The organism is Pseudomonas sp. NPDC089408 (assembly GCF_044749445.1).
Classification (GTDB): Bacteria; Pseudomonadota; Gammaproteobacteria; order Pseudomonadales; family Pseudomonadaceae; genus Aquipseudomonas.
On record NZ_JBIVHY010000018.1, the window covers coordinates 60,181 to 79,284 of the forward strand.

Consider the following 19,104-nt stretch of genomic DNA (forward strand, 5'->3'; position numbering starts at 1 on the left):
GGATTTTTTCATTACGCCAGGATCAATCCTCGCGGTAGCGACGCAGCTTCAGCTGCTTGCCAGCCACGCGGGTGTCCTTGAGCTTGGACAGCAGCTTCTCAAGGCCATCTTCCGGCAGCTCGACCAGGCTGAAGCTGTCGCGCACCTGGATGCGGCCAATGGCGTCACGCGCCAGGCCACCCTCGTTGAGGATCGCGCCCAGCAGGTTCTTGGCGGCGATGCCGTCACGGGCACCCAGGGCAGTACGGCAACGCACGCGGCCTTCGGCCAGTGGCAGCGGCGCACGGCGCTCGCGGTCACCACGGTCAGGGCGCTCGCCACGCTCACCACGTTCGGTACGCTCGCCACGCGGGGCACCAACGCCCGGCACCAGCGGCTGCTCACGCTCTACCGCAGCCAGGTCCAGCGCCTGGCCATTGGTGGCCTTGCGCAGCAGGGCCGAGGCCAAGGCGCGGGCGCTGCAGCCCAGGTCGTTGGTCAGGCGGTCGAACAGGTCGCCATGGGTGGCTTCTGCTTCGGCTACCAGCGGCGCCAGGCTGTTGGTCAGCTTCTTGATGCGGGCATCCAGCACGGCCTGAGCATTTGGCAGGCGCGCTTCGGCAACCTTCTGCCCGGTAACACGCTCGATCACCTGCAGCATGCGGCGCTCACGCGGGGTGACCAGCAGCAGCGCACGGCCATCGCGACCGGCACGGCCAGTACGGCCGATACGGTGCACGTAGGACTCTGGGTCGTACGGCATGTCAACGTTGAACACGTGAGTGATGCGCGGTACGTCCAGGCCACGGGCAGCAACGTCGGTAGCGACGACGATGTCCAGGCGGCCATCTTTCAGCGAGTCGATCACGCGCTCACGCTGGTTCTGGGCGATGTCGCCGTTCAGCGCGGCAGCCTTGTAGCCCTTGGCTTCCAGCGCGGCGGCCAGGTCCAGGGTAGCTTGCTTGGTACGCACGAAGGCGATCAGCGCGTCGAACTCTTCCACTTCCAGCAGACGCAGCACAGCCGGGATCTTCTGGTCGGCGTGGACCATCAGGTGGGCCTGCTCGATCGCGGTAACGGTCTGGGTCTTGGTCTGGATCTTGACGTGCTTCGGTTCACGCAGGTGACGCTCGGCGATCGAACGGATCGACGACGGCAGGGTTGCGGAGAACAGTACGGTCTGACGGGTAGCCGGGATTGCGTCGAAGATCACTTCGAGGTCGTCCATGAAGCCCAGCTTGAGCATCTCGTCCGCTTCGTCCAGTACCAGGTACTGTACGGTCGACAGGACTTTTTCGTCACGACGCAGGTGGTCGCACAGGCGGCCCGGGGTAGCGACGACAATTTGCGCACCGTTGCGGATGGCGCGCAGCTGTGGGCCCATCGGGGCACCACCGTACACGGCAACCACGTTTACGCCTGGCATCTGCTTGGCGTAGGTTTCGAAAGCGGTAGCGACTTGCAGCGCCAACTCACGGGTTGGCGCCAGGATCAGGGCTTGCGGTTCGCGCTTGCTCACATCGATCTTGTTCAGGATCGGCAGGGCAAAGGCAGCGGTCTTGCCGGTGCCAGTCTGCGCCTGGCCGATCATGTCGTGACCGGCGAGGATGATCGGGATCGATTGTTGCTGAATGGCGGACGGCTCTTCGTAGCCGGTAGCCACAACGGCAGCAACAATGTTCGGATTAAGATCGAGAGCGGCGAAGCCGCCGGTTTCCTGGGTCATGGGTCTGCCTCTAAGTGCATCCGCAAAGACCCATGCTGCAAAGCTGCACATGCCTTGAAAGACCGGAAGGTCACCCAGGCAGCTTTGTCGGCGGGGATTTGCGAAAACGATTGAAAAAGAAAACTTTGGGAAGGTCCGCCTAGCGGACGTGCAGCCGAAGCTGGACTCGGGGGATTTGCACCACCTGATTTTGAGGTCCGCTAAAAGACCGGCGCGTACTATACCCGAAATAGTGCGGGTACGTGAGGAATATTTTCAGGGGGCGGGGCCAGTATCGGGCCATCAATCAGAGCGAGCTGAATCGATAATCCCCGAATGCTGTCGCGGCCCCTGTAGGAGCGGCCTTGTGTCGTGAAAGGGCCGCAGAGCGGCCCCGGCAATGTCCGCTGCGAAGCTGAAAATGTGGGGCCGCTGCGCGCCCCTTTCGCGACACAAGGCCGCTCCTACAGGGAACGCGACAGCGTTCAGGTTTCGCATAAGCCGCACCAGCCATTCAGGTAGCCGGCCGAATCTCGCGAATCAACCCTTCAAGGCTATACCCCAACCGCGGCGCCAGCGCCTCGGCCCGCGCGCGCAGCCCGTCCAGGTCCAGCCCCTGCTCCAGGTCCGCCGGCACCAGCAGAATCACATTGCCCTCCTTCACCGGCAACTCCCAGTAATGCCGGTGATACAACCCGCGCAGCAACGCCGCGCCCAGCGGCTTGCCGTCATCGGTGGCCCACTGGTTGATCACCAGCCAGCCACCCGGGTTCAGTTGCTGCTGGCAGTTCTCGAGGAAGTTCCACGCCAGGTGCCCGACCCCCGGCCCGTGGTCGGTATACAGGTCGACGAACAACAGGTCGGCCTTTTCTGCCGTGGGCAACAGCTCCAGGGCATCACCGATACGCACATACAGCCGCGGGTCGTCGTCCAGGCCCATGTACTCCATGGCCAGGCGCGGCACATCCGGGCGCAGTTCGATGGCTTCGATATCGTCCAGCGGCAGGTACTTCATGCAGGCCTGGGTCAGCGTGCCGGCCCCCAGCCCCAAAAATAGCGCGCTCTCCGGCTGCTCATGGCACAAGGCGCCCACCAGCATGGCGCGGGTGTAGTCGTACTCCAGCCAGCTGGGGTCGGCGGTGAACACGCAGCTTTGCTCGATGGCATCGCCGAATTCCAGAAAGCGGTAGTCGTCTACTTCGTACACGCTGATGACGCCAAAGGCATCCTCCACCCGTGCCAGTAGCCGCTCTTCCCGTTCCGCCGTCATGCTCACACCTACCCGCGCAAAAACGCGCATTGTCCGCCATCACCCTTGATGCAACAAGCACGGCGCCAACTGTTACCATGGCCCATAGCCGACAACCGACAAGACCGAGCCCGAGATGAACCAACCGTGGAGCCCTGACAGCTGGCGCGCCCTGCCGATCCAGCAGCAACCGACCTACCCCGATGCCGCGCACCTGCTGAAGGTCGAGCAGACCCTGGCCAGCTACCCGCCACTGGTGTTCGCGGGCGAGGCACGCGAGCTGCGCCGGCAATTTGCCGAGGTGACAGAAGGCCGCGCCTTCCTGTTGCAGGGTGGCGATTGCGCCGAGAGCTTCGCCGAGTTTTCGGCCGCAAAAATCCGCGACACCTTCAAGGTGCTGCTGCAAATGGCCATTGTCATGACCTTTGCTGCCGGCTGCCCGGTGGTCAAGGTCGGGCGCATGGCCGGGCAGTTCGCCAAGCCGCGCTCGGCGGGCGATGAAACCATCGGCGACATCACCCTGCCGGCCTACCGTGGCGACATCGTCAATGGCATTGGTTTCGACGCGAAAAGCCGCATCCCCGACCCGGACCGCCTGCTGCAGGCCTACCACCAGGCCACCGCCAGCCTCAACCTGCTGCGCGCCTTCGCCCAGGGCGGGTTTGCCGACCTGCATCAGGTGCACAAGTGGAACCTCGATTTCATCGCCAACTCGGCGCTGGCCGACAAGTACCACCAGTTGGCCAACCGCATCGACGAAACCCTGGCGTTCATGCGTGCCTGCGGCCTGGACAGCGCGCCGCAGCTGCGCGAAACCAGCTTCTTCACCGCCCACGAAGCGCTGCTGCTGAACTATGAAGAAGCCTTCGTGCGCCAGGACAGCCTGACCGGCGACTACTACGACTGCTCGGCGCACATGCTGTGGATCGGCGACCGCACGCGCCAGCTGGACGGCGCCCATGTCGAGTTCCTGCGTGGGGTGCACAACCCGATCGGGGTCAAGGTTGGCCCGAGCATGAACCCTGAAGAGCTGATCCGCCTGATCGACACGCTCAACCCGGCCAACGACCCGGGGCGCCTGAACCTGATCGTGCGCATGGGTGCGAGCAAGGTGGGTGACCACCTGCCGGGGCTGATCCGCACCGTAGAGCGCGAAGGGCGAAAGGTGTTGTGGAGTTCCGACCCGATGCACGGCAACACCATCAAGGCCAGCAGCGGCTACAAGACCCGTGATTTTGCGCAGATTCTGGATGAGGTGAAGCAGTTCTTCCAGGTGCACCAGGCCGAGGGTAGCCATGCGGGCGGCATTCATATCGAGATGACCGGGCAGAACGTTACCGAATGCATCGGTGGCGCGCGGCCGATTACCGAGGATGCGTTGTCGGACCGGTATCACACCCATTGTGATCCGCGGATGAATGCTGACCAGTCGTTGGAGTTGGCGTTTTTGATTGCCGAGACGCTGAAGCAAGTAAGGCGCTGAATCAAGGCTGGCTACACCGGCCTCTTCGCGGGTAAACCCGCCCCCACAGGTACAGCACAGCGTTCAGGCCCTGTGCCAAACTGTGGGAGCGGGTTCACCCGCGAAGAGGCCAGCACGGGATTACCTTATTTACGCAGTGGATCATCCCAGAAATGCCGCTCGGCCTCTTGCTGGATATCCGCCCGGCTCAACCCCAGATCATGCAAAGTCGCATCACTGAGGCGGGCCAGCTCCTGGCGCTGGCGGTACAGTTGCAGCCAGCGCGCCGGGCGCTGCAAGGCCGCATGCCACAGGTGGTTCAGGGTAAAGGCAGGTTGATGGATGCTGCTGACATGACCTTTCATCGTGAAGCCCTCCGTGTTGATGGCCCCAGTGTCACGCCGGGCATAAGATCAATCCAACGAATGTTTCTGATGCCATGCATCTCGGAGATTGATGCAATGTCCCAGTACCAGAGCCTCGATGCGGACGTGCTGCGCACCTTCATCGCCATCGCCGAGCAAGGCGGCTTCACCCGCGCCGGCGAGGTGGTCAACCGCACCCAGTCGGCGGTCAGCATGCAGATGAAACGCCTGGAAGAAGACATCCTGCAGCGCCAGCTGTTCGAGCGCGACGGCCGCCAGGTCCGGCTGACCGCCGAAGGCCAGGTGCTGCTGGGCTACGCCAGGCGCATCCTCAAGCTGCATGGCGAAGTGTTCAACACCCTGCGCATGCCGCACATGGTCGGCCTGGTGCGCATCGGCACGCCGGATGATTACGCCATGCGCTTTCTGCCAACCATCCTGTCGAGTTTTGCCCAGGCCTACCCGCTGGTGCAGGTGGAGGTGCATTGCGATTCGTCCAAGCAATTGATGCTGCGCCAGGACTTGGACCTGACCATCGTCACCCGCGAGCCGGGCAACGAGATAGGCCAACTGCTGCGCCAGGAACGCCTGGTGTGGGCTGCCGCCGAAGGCTTCTGCCCGCAGGAACAACGGCCGATGCCGGTGGCGTTGTTCAATACCGACTGCTTCTGCCGGGCCTGGACCTGTAATGCACTGGAGGCACAGGGCATCGATTACCGCATCGCCTACACCAGCCCGAGCCTGGCGGCGATCTTTGCCATTGTTACGGCGGGGTTGGCGGTGACGGCGCAGTTGCAGAGCCTGATTGGCGGCAACATACGGATTCTGGGTGAGAAAGAAGGGTTACCGCAGCTGCCGGTGGCCAATGTGATGCTGGTGCGCAGTACCCAGAACCCTTCGCCGATTACTGACTGCATGGCTGGCTATATTGTCGAAGGGTTCAAGTAAGCCGGGGCTGCTGGGCAGCCCATCCGACCGGTCCGGCGCCCCGGCAAGGCCGCTCCTACAAGGGTACGCGGTCCCCTGTAGGAGCGGCCTTGCGTCGCGATGGGCCGCAAAGCGGCCCCAAATTCTCAAAGTTCGAAACCAAGCATCACCGCACACACCACCAAAAACACACAGAACATCGCCCGCAACACCTTTTCCGGCAACGCATGGGCCAACTTCACCCCCCAGCTGATGCTCAGCAAACCACCCACCGCCAACGGCAACCCCACACCCCAGACAACACTGTGATGCACCCCGTAAGTCACCAGGGTGACCAAGGTACTGGGCGCCGCCAGGGCCAGCGACAACCCCTGCGCCACCACCTGGGTGGTGCCGAACACACTGGTCAGGATCGGCGTGGCCACCACCGCCCCGCCCACCCCGAACAGGCCGCCCATGGTGCCGGAAAAACTGCCCAGCACACCCAGCCAAGGCCATGCGTAACGCATTTCGGCACTGGCCGGCGCCACCTTCATGAACATCCGCGCCACGTTCCACACCGCCAGTGCCACCAGGAAGCCGACAAAGCCCAGGCGCATGGACTGCGCATCCAGCCCCACCGCCCAGATCGACCCCAGCCAGGCGAACACGAAGCTGCACAGCGACAGCGGCACAGCATGGCGAAGTTCGATGCGGTTGCGTTGGTGATAGCGCCACAGCGCCAGCAGCACGTTCGGCACCACCATCACCAGCGCCGTACCCTGCGCCAATTGCTGGTCCAGGCCAAACAGCACGCCCAGCGCCGGGATCGCGATCAGCCCGCCACCAATGCCGAACAAGCCCCCCATGGTGCCCAGGGCAGCGCCCAGCACGATATACAACAACCACTCGATCATCAGGGCCTCGTTTGCCTGTACAGATAATGCGAGCATGCTAACGATTGCGCGCTGGCGGGGAAACGCACAGCAGCGCACAATGGCTGTGCGTTTTTCGCAAAAGCAAGGCAGCCATGAGCCCCGATACTCTCACCGACCAATTGAGCCTGTTCCTCGATGTGCTGGAAACCGGCAGTTTCTCCGCCGCTGCCCGCCGCCATCCGCTGACGCCGTCCGCCGTGGCGCGGCGCATCGATAACCTGGAAAGTGCCGTGGGCAGCCGCCTGTTCACCCGCAGCACCCATGCCGTGCGCGCAACCCCTGCGGGCAATGCCTTTGCCGAGCGGGCCAGGCGCATCATCGAAGAGCTGCGCCTGGCCCGCGCCGAAGCGGTGTCGTTGAGCAATGCACCCGAAGGGCTGATTCGCATCGACGCCCCCGCCGCGTTTGGCCGCCGCCACCTGGCCCCGGCCATTGCCGATTTCCTGGTGGCCTACCCGGGCCTGGACGTGCAACTGCGCCTGATCGACAGCTTCGTCGACCTGCACGGCAGCCACCTGGGCGAGGTCGACCTGGTGCTGCGCGCCGGCCCGCTGGCCGACACCCGCCTGGTCGCCACGCCGCTGGCCTACATGGTGCGCATCGCCTGCGCCAGCCCGGCCTACCTGGCCAGCCGCGGCATGCCCACCTGCCCCAGCGAATTGCCCGGGCATGATGGCCTTGACTGGGACGGCCTGGCGCCGCCCTTCGCCTGGCGCTTCGAGGTTGGCGGGCAAACCCGCCTGTACCGCCCGGCACGCATGCGCATGGCCGCCAACAACGCCGAAACCCTGCTATTCGGCGCGCTCGCCGGCCTGGGCATTGCCCACCTGCCCACCTGGCTGATCAGCGAATATCTGCTGCGCGGCGAGTTGGTGCCATTATTTTGCGACGGCGGCCTGCCTGAAGCCGAGACCAGTGGCATTTATGCGCTGCGCCTTGAACATGAAACGAACTCTCGCAGCCGTTTGCTGCTCGAATTCCTCAAGAGCCGCTTCAGCCCGATTCCACCCTGGGACCTGGCCCTGCGCAGCGAACTGCGCGCGTAATGCGCGCACGCGTGATCAGTGCCAGAATTTCCCATTGATGACCCTCAAGGACCTGCATGAACGCCGACACCCAAGCCTCCTGTGACGAGCTGCTGCTGGACAACCAGGTCTGTTTCGCCCTGCACTCCACCTCGTTGCTGATGACCAAAGTCTATAAACCGCTGCTACAGGCGCTGGGCCTGACGTACCCGCAATACCTGGCCATGCTCGTGCTATGGGAGCGTGACGGGCTCACCGTGGGCGAAATCAGCCAGCACCTGCTGACCGACCCCGGCTCGCTAACCCCGCTGCTCAAGCGCCTGGAAAGCGAAGGCCTGCTGCAGCGCAACCGCAGCCGGGAGGATGAACGGGTGGTGCTGGTGCAACTGACCGACAAGGGCCGCGCCCTGCAACAGCAGGCCAAGGAGGTGCCACAGTGTATCCTCAAGGCCAGTGGCCGCAGCCTGCAGCAGTTGCAGCAATTGCAGGCCGACCTGCTGAACCTGCGCGAAAGCCTGCAGAAAAACCTCTGACGACTAAGCTGTGCAATGGCCGTTTGGCGGAACAGTGAATATTTATCTTGCGCGCTAACTAATTGCGCGCTAATTTAAATCCCACACCAACCCGCGCCCTCCTTCAACGGGAGCGCACAGCACATTAGCGAGGCTCAAGATGCAAAAGGTCACTCCGCTGTACATCGCAGAAGCTACCTCCACCGGTGGGCGCGACGGCAAATCCCGCTCCAGCGACGGCAAGCTGGAAGTCAAGCTGAGCACCCCCAAGGAACTGGGCGGCGCAGGCGGTGACGGCACCAACCCCGAGCAGATGTTCGCTGCCGGTTACTCGGCATGCTTCATCGGCGCCTTGAAGTTCGTGGCCGGGCAAGAGAAGAAAGCCCTGCCGGCAGACGCCTCGATCACCGCCAAAGTGGGCATCGGCCAGATCCCGGGCGGTTTCGGCCTGGACATCGACCTGCACATCAACCTGCCGGGCCTGGCCCAGGCCGATGCCGAAGGGCTCGTGGAAAAGGCGCACCAGGTGTGCCCGTATTCCAATGCCACCCGCGGGAATGTGGATGTGCGGCTGCACGTGACCGTCTAAAGCTGCAGAAATCGCACACAAAAAAACCCGGCCGAGGCCGGGTTTTTGGCGCATCACAAGAAAATTACTTCTTGGAACGGCCTTTGAAGCTGTTGTCGCGAGTGTCGATGTCGATCCACTCGTCGATCTGGATGAAGTCGGCAACCTGGATCTCGGTACCGTTCTTCAGTTTGGCAGGCTTCATGACCTTGCCCGAGGTGTCGCCGCGAGCAGCGTTCTCGGTGTAGACAACCTGACGGCTGATGGTGGTCGGCAGTTCTACCGATACCAGGCGGCCTTCGAAGAACACGGCTTCGCAGATGTCTTCCATGCCTTCTTCGATGTACGGTAGAACGGCGTCGATGTCTTCGGCGTTCAGTTCGTACATGGTGTAGTCGGTGGTGTCCATGAAGGTGTACGAGTCACCGCTGATGAACGACAGGGTCGCTTCTTTGCGATCCAGGATCACGTCGTCCAGCTTGTCGTCCGCACCGTATACGGTTTCGGTCTTGTAGCCGGTCAGCAGGTTCTTCAGCTTGGTCTTCATGATCGCGCTGTTACGGCCCGACTTGGTGAACTCAGCTTTTTGAACCAGCCACGGGTCGTTGTCGATCCGCAGTACGGTACCGGGTTTCAGTTCTTTACCAGTTTTCATTACGAAGTATCCGAATCTGGATGGATTTATAAAAATCGAGGCCGCATATCATAGCCAATTTCGGTAAAACTGTACCAGCGTCATGGCAAGGTCCGGCTGAGCGGCCTGCTGCGCCGCCCAGCGACGGGCATGCTGCTGCAGTTCCGGCCAATGCTGGCGGGCCGCCTGCCAGGCCTGGGCCATGTCGAAATCCATGTTCCAGGCGCGCCACAGGCCAAGCAGTGTGGTGTCGGCATCGTCTGACAAACCGCGTCGATAATGCGCGAGGAACGCTTCGAGCTTTTCCCAGTGGGCGTTCTCGTCCTGCACGTAGATGTGCCACAGCATCGGCTGCCCGGCCCATTGCGCACGCACGAACGAATCTTCGCCGCGCACCGCGTTGAAGTCGCAACTCCACAACAGCCGGTCGAAGTCGTCCTGGCTGACGAAAGGCAGCACCTGCACGGTCAGCGTGCCACGCTTGCGTACATCACCCACTTGCAAAGCCGCCTCGCCAAGCCACTGGCTGAGCCCTGCAACGATGCGACCTTGCGGCACCAGCAGATGGCAGGGTTGCCCGCCGGTGGCCAGGGCACCGAGCCAGTTGGCCAGTTGCGGGTTTTCATAGGCAAACAGCGACACCAGCAACGCACCCGGCTCAGGGTTTACGCCAAGCCCGTGCAGAAACGCCAGGCGCGCATCAGCCGACTGCTGCAAGGCATCACGCCGCGCCAGCAGCGAACCTTCGCGCAACAACCCCCCGGTTTTTTCGGTAAAGCCCGGGAAGAAAAACACCTTGCGCAGGCCGTTGGGCTGCGGCGAAGGCAGGCCATGGCAGCCTTCTACCCAGTCCTCGGCACTGAGGTACTCCAGGTTCAGCCACAGCGGCGGCCGAGGCAGGGCGCGCATCGCCTCGACATAGGCCGCCGGCAGCTGGCAGGCAAACGCGCCGATCACCACGTCGGCTGGCGCTACCGGCAACCAGGCCGCCGGCCACTGGCGCACGTCCACCCCTTGCTGCCATTGCTGCGCGGCGCAGGCATCGGCGCCGGGGCACATGGGCGTGAAGGCGTTAAGGTCATCCACCCACAGGCGCACCGCCAGGCCATGCTCGGCCACCAGTTGCCGGGCCAGGCGCCAGGTCACGCCGATATCGCCGTAATTGTCGACGACGCTGCAGAAGATGTCCCAGGTGGCTTTCATGCGCCCCTCCCGTGCTGGTGCAAAAACCGCGAATTCTGCGCATGATTTGCTGCAATTTGCCAGTCGGGAAGGCGGGTGGGGGTTGCCAGGCGGTTGGCTGGAGTTGGCTAGTGCCTTTCAGGTGCCTGGCTTTAGCTCTTCAGGGTTGCTGATATCGAGCGCCGCCCGCGCGGCGCTTCGCGGGACAAGCCCGCTCCCACATCTGTTTCGGGCCAATCCCTCCTGTTACATTCGCGCGCGCACCCTTGGTGCATGTCAGGAGATAGGTGAAGGACGACTGGCCTCCCCCGATACCAAATGGAACAAACAAGGCGGACAGAGGTAACTTCACAGGATTGACTGGCCCGAAACAAATGTGGGAGCGGGCTTGTCCCGCGAAGCGCCGCGCGGGCGGCGCTCGATATCAGCACCACCACAAAAACCAAAGCCAAGCACCCTACAGCCCAAATCCTTCCTCCCCCCTAAAAACCACTCGCGTGCGACAATGCCCCCGACCAACCCCTGCCAGGAGGCAGCCATGCCCCGCCACCGTGAACTGAAGATCACCCTCAAGCCGCTGCCGTTGATTCTGTGCGTTGCCCTGGGCTTGTGGCTGGGCGCCGTGGCCATTGCTGCCAGCCTGTGGCTGAGCCTGCAGTTGTGGCCCCAGCAGGTGCAGCCACTGGCCCAGGCGGTGGCCCCAAGTGCGTATCGCCCTGCCGCACCTGCTGCCCCGGCCCCGACACAGGACGCCCAGGCCGAAATGTTCGAGCGCTACAAAGACATCCTGCAAAAGCAGGAACTGCAACAGGCCACCGACGCCGTCCAAGGCAACCCGCGCAACCTCAACAGCCCCAAGTGCCAATTCTGGCTGCAACAGAACCGCACAGCGCCTACCGACAAAAGCCAGGCCAACGTGCTGGAGTTCTGTTACTGACCATGGACAAGCCCGGCCTGCTGGCGCAGATCGTCGCCACCCTCGAACATGACCTGGACGTGCTGACCCGCGCGGCGCAAACGGCTTATGAAGCGGCTACCGCCGAAGAAAACATCGCCGAGAACAAGTACGACACCCTGGGCCTGGAAGCCTCGTACCTGGCCACCGGCCAGGCGCGGCGCAGTGCCGAGATTCGCCAGGGGCTGCTGATCTACCAGCAACTGCTGCTGCGTGATTATGACCCGGCGCGCGGGGTGCAGGTGAGCAACCTGGTGACGCTGGAGGATGAAGACGGCGGGCAACGCCGGATGTTCCTCGGGCCGGAGGCGGCAGGGTTGAAGATTGGCGAGGGGGATGAGCTGGTGACAGTGATCACCCCGCGTTCGCCGCTGGGGCAGTTGTTGCTGGGCAAGAAGGTTGATGATGAGGTGAGCCTGGGGGCGCAGATCTTGTTCATTGTTGAGGTTACCTGAACCGGCCTCTTCGCGGCGGTTCGACGCCTCGATGAACCCGCTCCTACACAGGTATCACCGCTTGTTGTAGGAGCGGGTTTACCCGCGAAGAGGCCGGCACAGCAACAATTCTCTAAAGGGCCTGCAGTGCATCAAACCGCCCCGCCAACCCCTGCCCTTCAAACTGCTCCACCACAAAATCGACAAATGCCCGGGTCTTGCCCGGCAGCAGCTTGTGTTCGGCGAAATACAGGCTGATGTGCCCATCGTCCACATACCAGTCCGGCAACACCCGCCGCAGCCGACCGGCCTGCAGGTAAGGCACGGCAAACGGCAAACTCACCAGGGCGATCCCCAGCCCTTGCTCGGCCACCGCACACGCCGCATCCGAATCACTCATGGTCATCGCCTGGCGCAATTGCAACGGCTGCTGCGCCTGCCAGCGGCTGGTCAGCGGCCACGAACGCACCCGCCCGGTCTGCGGTGAACGGATCAGGATGCCGTCATGCCGCTGCAGCACCTGCGGGTCTTGTATCTGCGCATGCCGCTGCAAATACGCCGGCGCCGCCACCAGCACCCGATGCGCCGGGGTCAGCTTGCGCGCTACCACCCCGGGCGGCAGCTCGAACCCCCCACCAATCGCCGCATCGAAGCCTTGGCCAATCAGGTCGACCTGGCGGTTGTCGAAATGCCAGTCCGGGGTAATCGCCGGGTAGCGGCGCAAGAACTCGCCCAACAACGGCAACACATACAGCCGCCCGAACACCGTGCCCATGCTTACCCGCAACAACCCCGCCGGCTGCCCCTCGGCACTGGCCAGGTTGGCCACGGCGTACTGAATGGTGCGAAAACTGTCACTCACCTCACCGAGAAATCGCTGCCCCGCCTCGGTCAAGGTCAGCTTGCGGGTACTACGCTGGAACAACCGCACCCCCAGGCGCGCTTCCAGCTGGGCAACATGCTTGCCCACGGCGGCGGGGGTAATGTGCAAGCGCCTTGCCGCCTCGGCAAAGCTGCCGACCTCGGCACTGCGGATGAAGCACTCCAACGCGTTGAACGATTCCATAGCCACGATTGGCAACCAAAGGTTTACTCTGCTGATAGTGATTGCCATCTTATCAGCAGGTAATCAAGCGCCGATACTGCGCCCATCCAAGGCATTTCGGCCTGGCTTCCAGCAGGAGATCAGCATGTCCAAGCAACTTACACTCGAAGGCAAAGTAGCCCTGGTACAGGGCGGTTCCCGTGGTATTGGCGCGGCCATCGTGCGGCGCCTGGCCCGCGAAGGCGCGCAGGTGGCCTTTACCTACGTCAGCTCTGCCGGCCCGGCCGAAGAACTGGCCCGGGAAATCAGCGAAAACGGCGGCAAGGCCCTGGCGCTGCGCGCCGACAGCGCCGATGCAGCGGCCGTGCAACTGGCCGTGGATGACGCCGTGAAGGCCTTCGGCCGGCTGGACATTCTGGTCAACAACGCGGGCGTACTGGCCGTGGCCCCGGTGACCGAGTTCGACCTGGCCGAGTTCGACCGCATGCTGGCGGTGAACGTACGCAGCGTATTCGTTGCCAGCCAGGCAGCAGCGCGCTACATGGGTCAGGGTGGGCGCATCATCAACATCGGCAGCACCAACGCCGAGCGCATGCCGTTTGCCGGCGGCGCGCCGTATGCCATGAGCAAGTCGGCGCTGGTCGGCCTGACCCGCGGCATGGCGCGCGATTTAGGGCCGCAGGGAATTACCGTGAACAACGTGCAGCCAGGGCCGGTGGACACCGACATGAACCCGGCCAGCGGCGAGTTTGCCGAAAGCCTGATCCCGCTGATGGCGATCGGGCGGTATGGCGAGGCGGATGAGATTGCCAGCTTTGTGGCTTACCTGGCGGGGCCTGAAGCGGGGTATATCACCGGGGCCAGTTTGACTGTGGATGGTGGGTTTGCAGCCTGATTGAGGGGTGGCCTGTGGGGGCCTATTCGCGGGTGAACCCGCTCCTACAACGGGCGGTGATACCGTTGTAGGAGCGGGTTTATCGAGGCGTCGAACCGCCGCGAAGAGGCCGCCACAGGCTCACCCATTCCCCATGCCCAAACGCTGCTCCATCACCTCCAGAAAAGCCCGCGCAGCCGGCGTAGGGCTGGCCGACCACACCGCATACAGGTGCCGCACCGGCGCATCCACCAGCCGCGCCACCGCCACGCCCTCAAAGCTGCGGGCCACCTGTTCCGCCACCAGGCCCACCGCCATGCCCCGCTGCACGAACTTCTCCACAAGGCGCACATGCCCGATTTCGAACTGCACCCGCCGCTGCAACCCCGCCGCCTGAAACGCCTCGTCGGTCTGCCGCCGCGCCCCGGTGCCTTCCGGGAAGTCCACCAGCACCTCGCCCGCCAGGTCGGCCAGCGCCAGCTGCGCCCTGCCCGCCAGCCGGTGCCCCAGTGGCAACAGCGCCACCAGCTCTTCGCGGGCCAGCAAGCGGTGCTGCACCCCCTGCACCACTTCGCCCTGCCACAGGCCGATAAAGCCCACGTCCAGGCGCCGCTCAAGCACATCGGCTATCAACAGCTCGCTCTTGGCCGTGAGCCAGCGCACGTCCACATCCGGGTAACGGCCATGGAACACCGCCAACAGGTCGACCAGGTCCAGCGCCGTCAGCGAGCTGATCTCGCCAATCGCCAACCGCCCGCGCACCTGGCCGCACGCGGCCGCCACATCGTCAGCAATGCGCCGGGCCGCCTCTACTGCCGGCCGGGCGCTGAGCACGAAGGCCTCCCCTGCCGGAGTCAACCGCACCCGCCGCGAACTACGCTCAAACAAGCTCACACCCAGTTGCGCCTCCAGCCGCGCCACCTGGTGGCTGAGCGCCGACTGCACCACATGGCAGCGCTCGGCTGCGCGGGTAAAGCTGCCGGTGTCGGCCACGGCAAGGGCGTACTCAAGCTGCTTGAGGTTCATCGATCTATCTGCTTTCAAGATGGATTAGTTGAAAACTATACATTGGTGTCATGCCAGATACTTGCTGATAATCCTGCCCACTTACCACTGCCGCCACGAGAACCGCATGCACACCCCCACCCTCAGCCGCGCCCTGATCCTGCTGATGGCCACCGCCACCGGCCTGGCCGTGGCCAGCAACTACTACGCCCAACCGCTGCTGCACAGCATTGCCCAGCAGTTCGGCCTGAGCACTGCCAGCGCCGGCAGCATCGTGATTGCCGCGCAGCTCAGCTATGGCGCCGGCCTGTTGCTGCTGGCCCCGCTGGGCGACCTGTTCGAACAGCGCCGGCTGATTACCGTGATGACCCTCATTGCCACCGCTGGCCTGGTGATCAGCGCCTGCGCACCCAACCTGCCCTGGCTGATTCTCGGCACGGCGCTGACCGGGCTGTTCTCGGTGGTGGCGCAGATCCTCGTACCGATGGCCGCCAGCTTGAGCGAGCCGCATCAGCGCGGGCGTGCGGTGGGCACGCTGATGAGCGGCCTGCTGCTGGGCATTCTGCTGGCGCGTACCGCGGCCGGTTTCATGGCCGAGCTGGGCGGCTGGCGCAGCATCTACGTGCTGGCCGCAGTGCTGATGGCGATTACTGCCGTGGCGCTGTACCGCAGTCTGCCGCAGCACCACAGCCATGCCGGGCTGAAGTACCCGGCACTGATCGGCTCGGTATTCCGCTTGTTCCTTGAAGAACCGGTGCTGCGCCTGCGCTCGCTGCTCGGCCTGCTGGCGTTCAGCCTGTTCGCGCTGTTCTGGACACCGCTGGCGTTCCTGCTCGCCAACGGCCCGTACCACTATTCGGATGCTGTGATCGGCCTGTTCGGCCTGGCCGGTGCGGCGGGTGCGCTGTCGGCCAACTGGGCCGGGCGCCTGGCCGACCGTGGCAAGGGGTCGCTGGGGACCACGGTGGGCCTGGTGGTGCTGTTGCTGTCGTGGGTGCCACTGGGGTTTGCCGAGCAATCGCTGTTGGCCTTGCTGCTGGGCGTGCTGATGCTCGACCTGGCGGTGCAGTTGGTCCATGTGAGCAACCAGAACGCAGTGATCGCCCTGCGGCCCGAGGCGCGTACGCGGCTGAATGCCGGGTACATCACCTGCTACTTCATTGGCGGGGCGCTGGGGTCGTTGCTGGGGACGCAGTTGTTCCAGCGCCAGGGCTGGATGGGCATTGTGGTGGCGGGGTTGGTGATTGGGGCTTTGGCGTTGCTGGCCTGGCTTATCTCTCCCCGCAAAGCTGACGCATAACCCCTGTAGGAGCGGCCTTGCGTCGCGATGGGCCGCACAGCGGCCCCACCTTTGTAGCTTCGCCGCCGATATTGCCGGGGCCGCTGCGCGGCCCTTCGCGACGCAAGGCCGCTCCTACACCGTGAGGGCGACAATCCACCACGCTACCCTCCGTCGCCTTGCCGTTGACTTGCCTACCCCGGCAGCGCTCAGTAGGCGCTGGTCAAATGCGCTATCCCTGACAGGACAACTTTATGACAAGACTCACGGTGCAATCCGGCGATTTCTTGCAAGGTGAAGGCGAGTATCGCAATGGATCGCTCACACTCAAGACCCCGCGCAGCCCGTCCCCGGGTGAGCGGATTTCCCTGGCCCGTATCAGCGACTTGCGCCTGGCCAGCCTGGAGCCCAGCCGTAGCCTGGGCAGCGCCCTGGGCTGGGGCGTGGCCGGCGCCCTGGTAGCCGGGCCGGTGGGGCTGCTGGCTGGGCTGTGGCTGGGGGGCAAGGAAGAAGAAGCCACCTTCCTGGCCACCTTCAAGGACGGTCGCAAACTGATGGCCATTACCGATGGCAAGACCTGGTCGAAGATCGATGACAACTGGCGCCAGCACAAGCGGCCTACGCGGGCTGGCTGACTGCATATCGCGGGGCGTGGATCGTTTTATGTTGGAGGTGGCTGGTAAGATGCCGCCTTTTTCATGGCCTGTGCGGGCCTCTTCGCGGCGGTTCGACGCCTCGATAAACCCGCTCCTACAGGGATATCACCGCCTGTTGTAGGAGCGGGTTTATCGAGGCGTCGAACCGCCGCGAAAGGGCCCGCACAGGTACCGCGCCCCAGGAGCCCCACCGCATGCCCCCGCGTCACCCTCGCCTGCCCCTGAGCCTGCTCAGCCTGGGCCTGGCCCTGCATTGCCCCCATGCGCTTGCCGAAGACAGCGTGCTCCTGGCCCCGCTGCAGGTGACCGATACCTACGCCAACGACGGCTACCAGGCCCATCAGGCCGCAGTGGGCGGCTTTCAGCCTGCGCCGTTGCTCGACACCCCGGCTTCGATCAGCGTGTTCAGCCAGCAACTGCTGGAGGACCGCCAGGTGCGCAAGCTCAGCGAAGTGCTGCAAAGCGACGCCTCGGTCGGCGAAAGCTATGCCCCCATCGGCTACTACGAAAACTTCAACGTGCGCGGCTTCGAGCTGAATGCCGCCAGCAGCTACCGCATCAACGGCCAGACCATCGCCGGCGAGCAGAATGTGGCCCTGGAGAACAAGCAGCAGGTGGAGTTGCTCAAAGGCCTGTCCGGGCTGCAGAGTGGTGTGTCCGAGCCGGGCGGCCTGATCAACTACGTGACCAAGCGCGCCGAAGATGTGCGCAGCATCACCGTATCGACCAACGAACAGGGCGAACGCTACCTGGCCACCGACCTGGGTGGCTGGTTTGGCAGCGAGAAACAGTTTGGCCTGCGCGCCAACCTGGCCCACGAAGACATCCGCTCGTACGTCGACCACGCCGACGGCAAACGTGACTTCGCCTCGCTCGCCTTCGACTGGCAGATCAGCCCGGATGCCACCCTGCAGCTGGACGCCGAATACCAGCACCGCGAACAGCGCTCGGTGCCGGGTTACCAGCTGCTCGGCGGCAGCGAAGTGCCGCACGGCGTCGACCCGGATGACCGCCTGGCCTACCAGGACTGGGCCAAGCCGGTACAGAACGACTCGCTGAACCTGGGCGGGCGCTTCGAGTACCGCTTCAACGAGGCTTGGACCGGCACCCTGAGCGCCTCGCGCAGCAAGGTGGTGATCGATGATTACAGCGCGTTTGCCTGGGGTTCCAGCGAAGGGGCGTTCTTCGGCAGCAATGGTGACTACGACATCTACGACTTCCGCAGCCCCGACGACACCCGCCGCACCGATGAGGCCCAGGCCATGCTCAACGGGCGTTTCGATGCACTGGGCGTGGGCCATGAGCTGACCATGGGCAGCAGTGCGCAGTGGCGCACGCTGGACCAGCGGCCGTACTACAACGAGTGGCTCGGCACCGGCAACATCCACACTGGCGCCCCGGCCTTCGAGCCGTCCGACAAGCCGATCGGCGCCAGCGAGCGGCGCCTGGACAGCCGCCAGTACGGCCTGTTCGTCAGCGACCGCATCAGCTTCAACGAGCAATGGCAGACGGTGCTGGGCGCCCGTGAAGTGCGCCTGGATGAAAAGACTTGGGATGAGAATGGCCTAGCCGGGCGCCATACCCGGCAGTACGAGTTGTTGCCCAATGCTGCCCTTATCTATAAGCCGCAGGCAGATACCACCGTCTACGCCAGCTATTCCAAAGGTCTGTCAGCGGGCGGTACTGCTCCGTGGTTTGCTGAGAACAAGTTTGAAATTCTCGCCCCCACCACGTCACACCAGCTGGAACTGGGCCTCAAGCACGATTGGCAGGGCCTGAGCCTGAGCGCCGCGCTGTTCCAGATTCGCCAGGCTTACCAGTACGCGCGCCCGGACGGTGCCGGCAACTTCACCTACGTGCAGCAAGGCCAGCAGAAGAACACCGGCCTGGAACTGGGCGCCAGCGGCTGGGTGACCCAGAAACTGCAGGTGCAAGCCAGCGCTGCGGCCATTCGGGCACGGGTGAAAAACAGCGGAACCGATGACTATGAAGGCCACCAGGCGATCAACGTACCCCGGTTCCGCGCGGCATTGCACGCCGAATACAGCCTGCCGGTCGCGGGGCTGGCGCTGCTGGGCGGGGCGCGCTATAGCGCCAGCAAGTATGCGAGCCAGGCGGGGAATGTGGAGGTTGGCGGCTATACCGTGTTCGATGTGGGTAGCCGCTACCGCACGCGCATTGGGGGCTATGACACGGTGCTGCGGCTGACGGTGGATAACGTGTTCGACAAGCGTTACTGGCGGGATGTGGGGGATTACCTGGGGGATAACTACCTGTTCCAGGGGGCACCGCGGACGGCTCGGCTTTCGGCTTCGGTAAGTTTTTGAGATT

General features: G+C 63.9%; 18 protein-coding genes and 1 pseudogene. 11 read left to right on the forward strand and 8 right to left on the reverse strand.

The window, feature by feature from the left end:
- Positions 1–22 precede the first annotated feature (22 nt).
- Positions 23–1,739: pseudogene (locus ACIP02_RS22800) on the reverse strand (DEAD/DEAH box helicase).
- A gap of 459 nt (positions 1,740–2,198) precedes the next feature.
- Positions 2,199–2,954 (reverse strand): spermidine synthase, encoded by a 756-nt coding sequence (locus ACIP02_RS22805; protein WP_400620941.1) that lies wholly within the window; start codon positions 2,952–2,954, stop codon positions 2,199–2,201.
- Positions 2,955–3,069: 115 nt separating this feature from the next.
- Between ACIP02_RS22805 and ACIP02_RS22810 the strand changes: the two genes are divergently transcribed.
- A complete protein-coding gene (locus tag ACIP02_RS22810) occupies positions 3,070–4,416 on the forward strand; it encodes a class II 3-deoxy-7-phosphoheptulonate synthase (RefSeq protein WP_201207809.1) in 1,347 nt (448 codons plus the stop codon).
- Between the two features lie 125 nt (positions 4,417–4,541).
- Here the strand turns inward: ACIP02_RS22810 and ACIP02_RS22815 are convergent, their stop codons facing one another.
- Complete coding sequence (locus tag ACIP02_RS22815; RefSeq protein ID WP_400620945.1) at positions 4,542–4,760, reverse strand: DUF1127 domain-containing protein; 219 nt, start codon at positions 4,758–4,760, stop codon at positions 4,542–4,544.
- 96 nt (positions 4,761–4,856) lie between these two features.
- Between ACIP02_RS22815 and ACIP02_RS22820 the strand changes: the two genes are divergently transcribed.
- Positions 4,857–5,708, forward strand: a complete 852-nt coding sequence (locus ACIP02_RS22820) for a LysR substrate-binding domain-containing protein (protein WP_400620948.1) — start codon at positions 4,857–4,859, stop codon at positions 5,706–5,708.
- Between the two features lie 125 nt (positions 5,709–5,833).
- On the opposite strand, the gene ACIP02_RS22825 is transcribed toward ACIP02_RS22820, so the two are convergent.
- Positions 5,834–6,583: a sulfite exporter TauE/SafE family protein gene (locus ACIP02_RS22825; protein ID WP_400620951.1), complete on the reverse strand. Its 750-nt coding sequence runs from the start codon at positions 6,581–6,583 to the stop codon at positions 5,834–5,836.
- Positions 6,584–6,696: 113 nt separating this feature from the next.
- Here ACIP02_RS22825 and ACIP02_RS22830 point away from each other — a divergent pair, with 113 nt between their 5' ends.
- The 3 genes from ACIP02_RS22830 (at position 6,697) to ACIP02_RS22840 (ending at position 8,730) form a co-directional block, all read left to right on the forward strand.
- Entirely contained in the window at positions 6,697–7,650 is a 954-nt protein-coding gene (locus ACIP02_RS22830) for a LysR family transcriptional regulator (protein WP_400620954.1), read from the forward strand.
- 56 nt (positions 7,651–7,706) lie between these two features.
- Positions 7,707–8,162, forward strand: coding sequence for a MarR family winged helix-turn-helix transcriptional regulator (locus ACIP02_RS22835; RefSeq protein ID WP_201207914.1), 456 nt, complete (start codon positions 7,707–7,709; stop codon positions 8,160–8,162).
- A gap of 139 nt (positions 8,163–8,301) precedes the next feature.
- Complete coding sequence (locus ACIP02_RS22840; protein ID WP_012053329.1) at positions 8,302–8,730, forward strand: organic hydroperoxide resistance protein; 429 nt, start codon at positions 8,302–8,304, stop codon at positions 8,728–8,730.
- Positions 8,731–8,794: 64 nt separating this feature from the next.
- On the opposite strand, the gene efp is transcribed toward ACIP02_RS22840, so the two are convergent.
- Together efp and earP are read right to left on the reverse strand one after the other, a co-directional pair.
- A complete protein-coding gene (gene efp / locus ACIP02_RS22845) occupies positions 8,795–9,364 on the reverse strand; it encodes an elongation factor P (protein ID WP_012271109.1) in 570 nt (189 codons plus the stop codon).
- 48 nt (positions 9,365–9,412) lie between these two features.
- Complete coding sequence (earP, locus tag ACIP02_RS22850; RefSeq protein WP_400620959.1) at positions 9,413–10,546, reverse strand: elongation factor P maturation arginine rhamnosyltransferase EarP; 1,134 nt, start codon at positions 10,544–10,546, stop codon at positions 9,413–9,415.
- 517 nt (positions 10,547–11,063) lie between these two features.
- Between earP and ACIP02_RS22855 the strand changes: the two genes are divergently transcribed.
- Both ACIP02_RS22855 and ACIP02_RS22860 read left to right on the forward strand, forming a co-directional pair.
- Positions 11,064–11,462 (forward strand): hypothetical protein, encoded by a 399-nt coding sequence (locus ACIP02_RS22855; RefSeq protein ID WP_400620962.1) that lies wholly within the window; start codon positions 11,064–11,066, stop codon positions 11,460–11,462.
- A gap of 2 nt (positions 11,463–11,464) precedes the next feature.
- Positions 11,465–11,935: a transcription elongation factor GreAB gene (locus ACIP02_RS22860; RefSeq protein WP_400620965.1), complete on the forward strand. Its 471-nt coding sequence runs from the start codon at positions 11,465–11,467 to the stop codon at positions 11,933–11,935.
- Between the two features lie 112 nt (positions 11,936–12,047).
- Here the strand turns inward: ACIP02_RS22860 and ACIP02_RS22865 are convergent, their stop codons facing one another.
- Positions 12,048–12,986, reverse strand: a complete 939-nt coding sequence (locus ACIP02_RS22865) for a LysR family transcriptional regulator (protein ID WP_400620968.1) — start codon at positions 12,984–12,986, stop codon at positions 12,048–12,050.
- Between the two features lie 118 nt (positions 12,987–13,104).
- On the opposite strand from ACIP02_RS22865, the gene ACIP02_RS22870 reads away from it, so the two are divergent.
- Positions 13,105–13,854 (forward strand): 3-oxoacyl-ACP reductase family protein, encoded by a 750-nt coding sequence (locus tag ACIP02_RS22870; RefSeq protein ID WP_400620971.1) that lies wholly within the window; start codon positions 13,105–13,107, stop codon positions 13,852–13,854.
- A gap of 120 nt (positions 13,855–13,974) precedes the next feature.
- Here ACIP02_RS22870 and ACIP02_RS22875 read toward each other — a convergent pair whose 3' ends face one another.
- The gene (locus ACIP02_RS22875) at positions 13,975–14,859 is read right to left on the reverse strand and encodes a LysR family transcriptional regulator (protein ID WP_400620974.1); all 885 of its coding nucleotides are present in this window, start codon (positions 14,857–14,859) and stop codon (positions 13,975–13,977) included.
- A 106-nt stretch (positions 14,860–14,965) separates the two neighbouring features.
- On the opposite strand from ACIP02_RS22875, the gene ACIP02_RS22880 reads away from it, so the two are divergent.
- From ACIP02_RS22880 to ACIP02_RS22890, 3 genes are all read left to right on the forward strand, one after another.
- The gene (locus ACIP02_RS22880; protein WP_400620977.1) at positions 14,966–16,138 is read left to right on the forward strand and encodes an MFS transporter; all 1,173 of its coding nucleotides are present in this window, start codon (positions 14,966–14,968) and stop codon (positions 16,136–16,138) included.
- A 233-nt stretch (positions 16,139–16,371) separates the two neighbouring features.
- A complete protein-coding gene (locus ACIP02_RS22885) occupies positions 16,372–16,752 on the forward strand; it encodes a hypothetical protein (RefSeq protein ID WP_400620981.1) in 381 nt (126 codons plus the stop codon).
- 215 nt (positions 16,753–16,967) lie between these two features.
- On the forward strand, positions 16,968–19,100 hold the full coding sequence (locus ACIP02_RS22890) for a TonB-dependent siderophore receptor (protein ID WP_400620984.1): 2,133 nt from the start codon (positions 16,968–16,970) through the stop codon (positions 19,098–19,100).
- Positions 19,101–19,104: the final 4 nt, after the last annotated feature.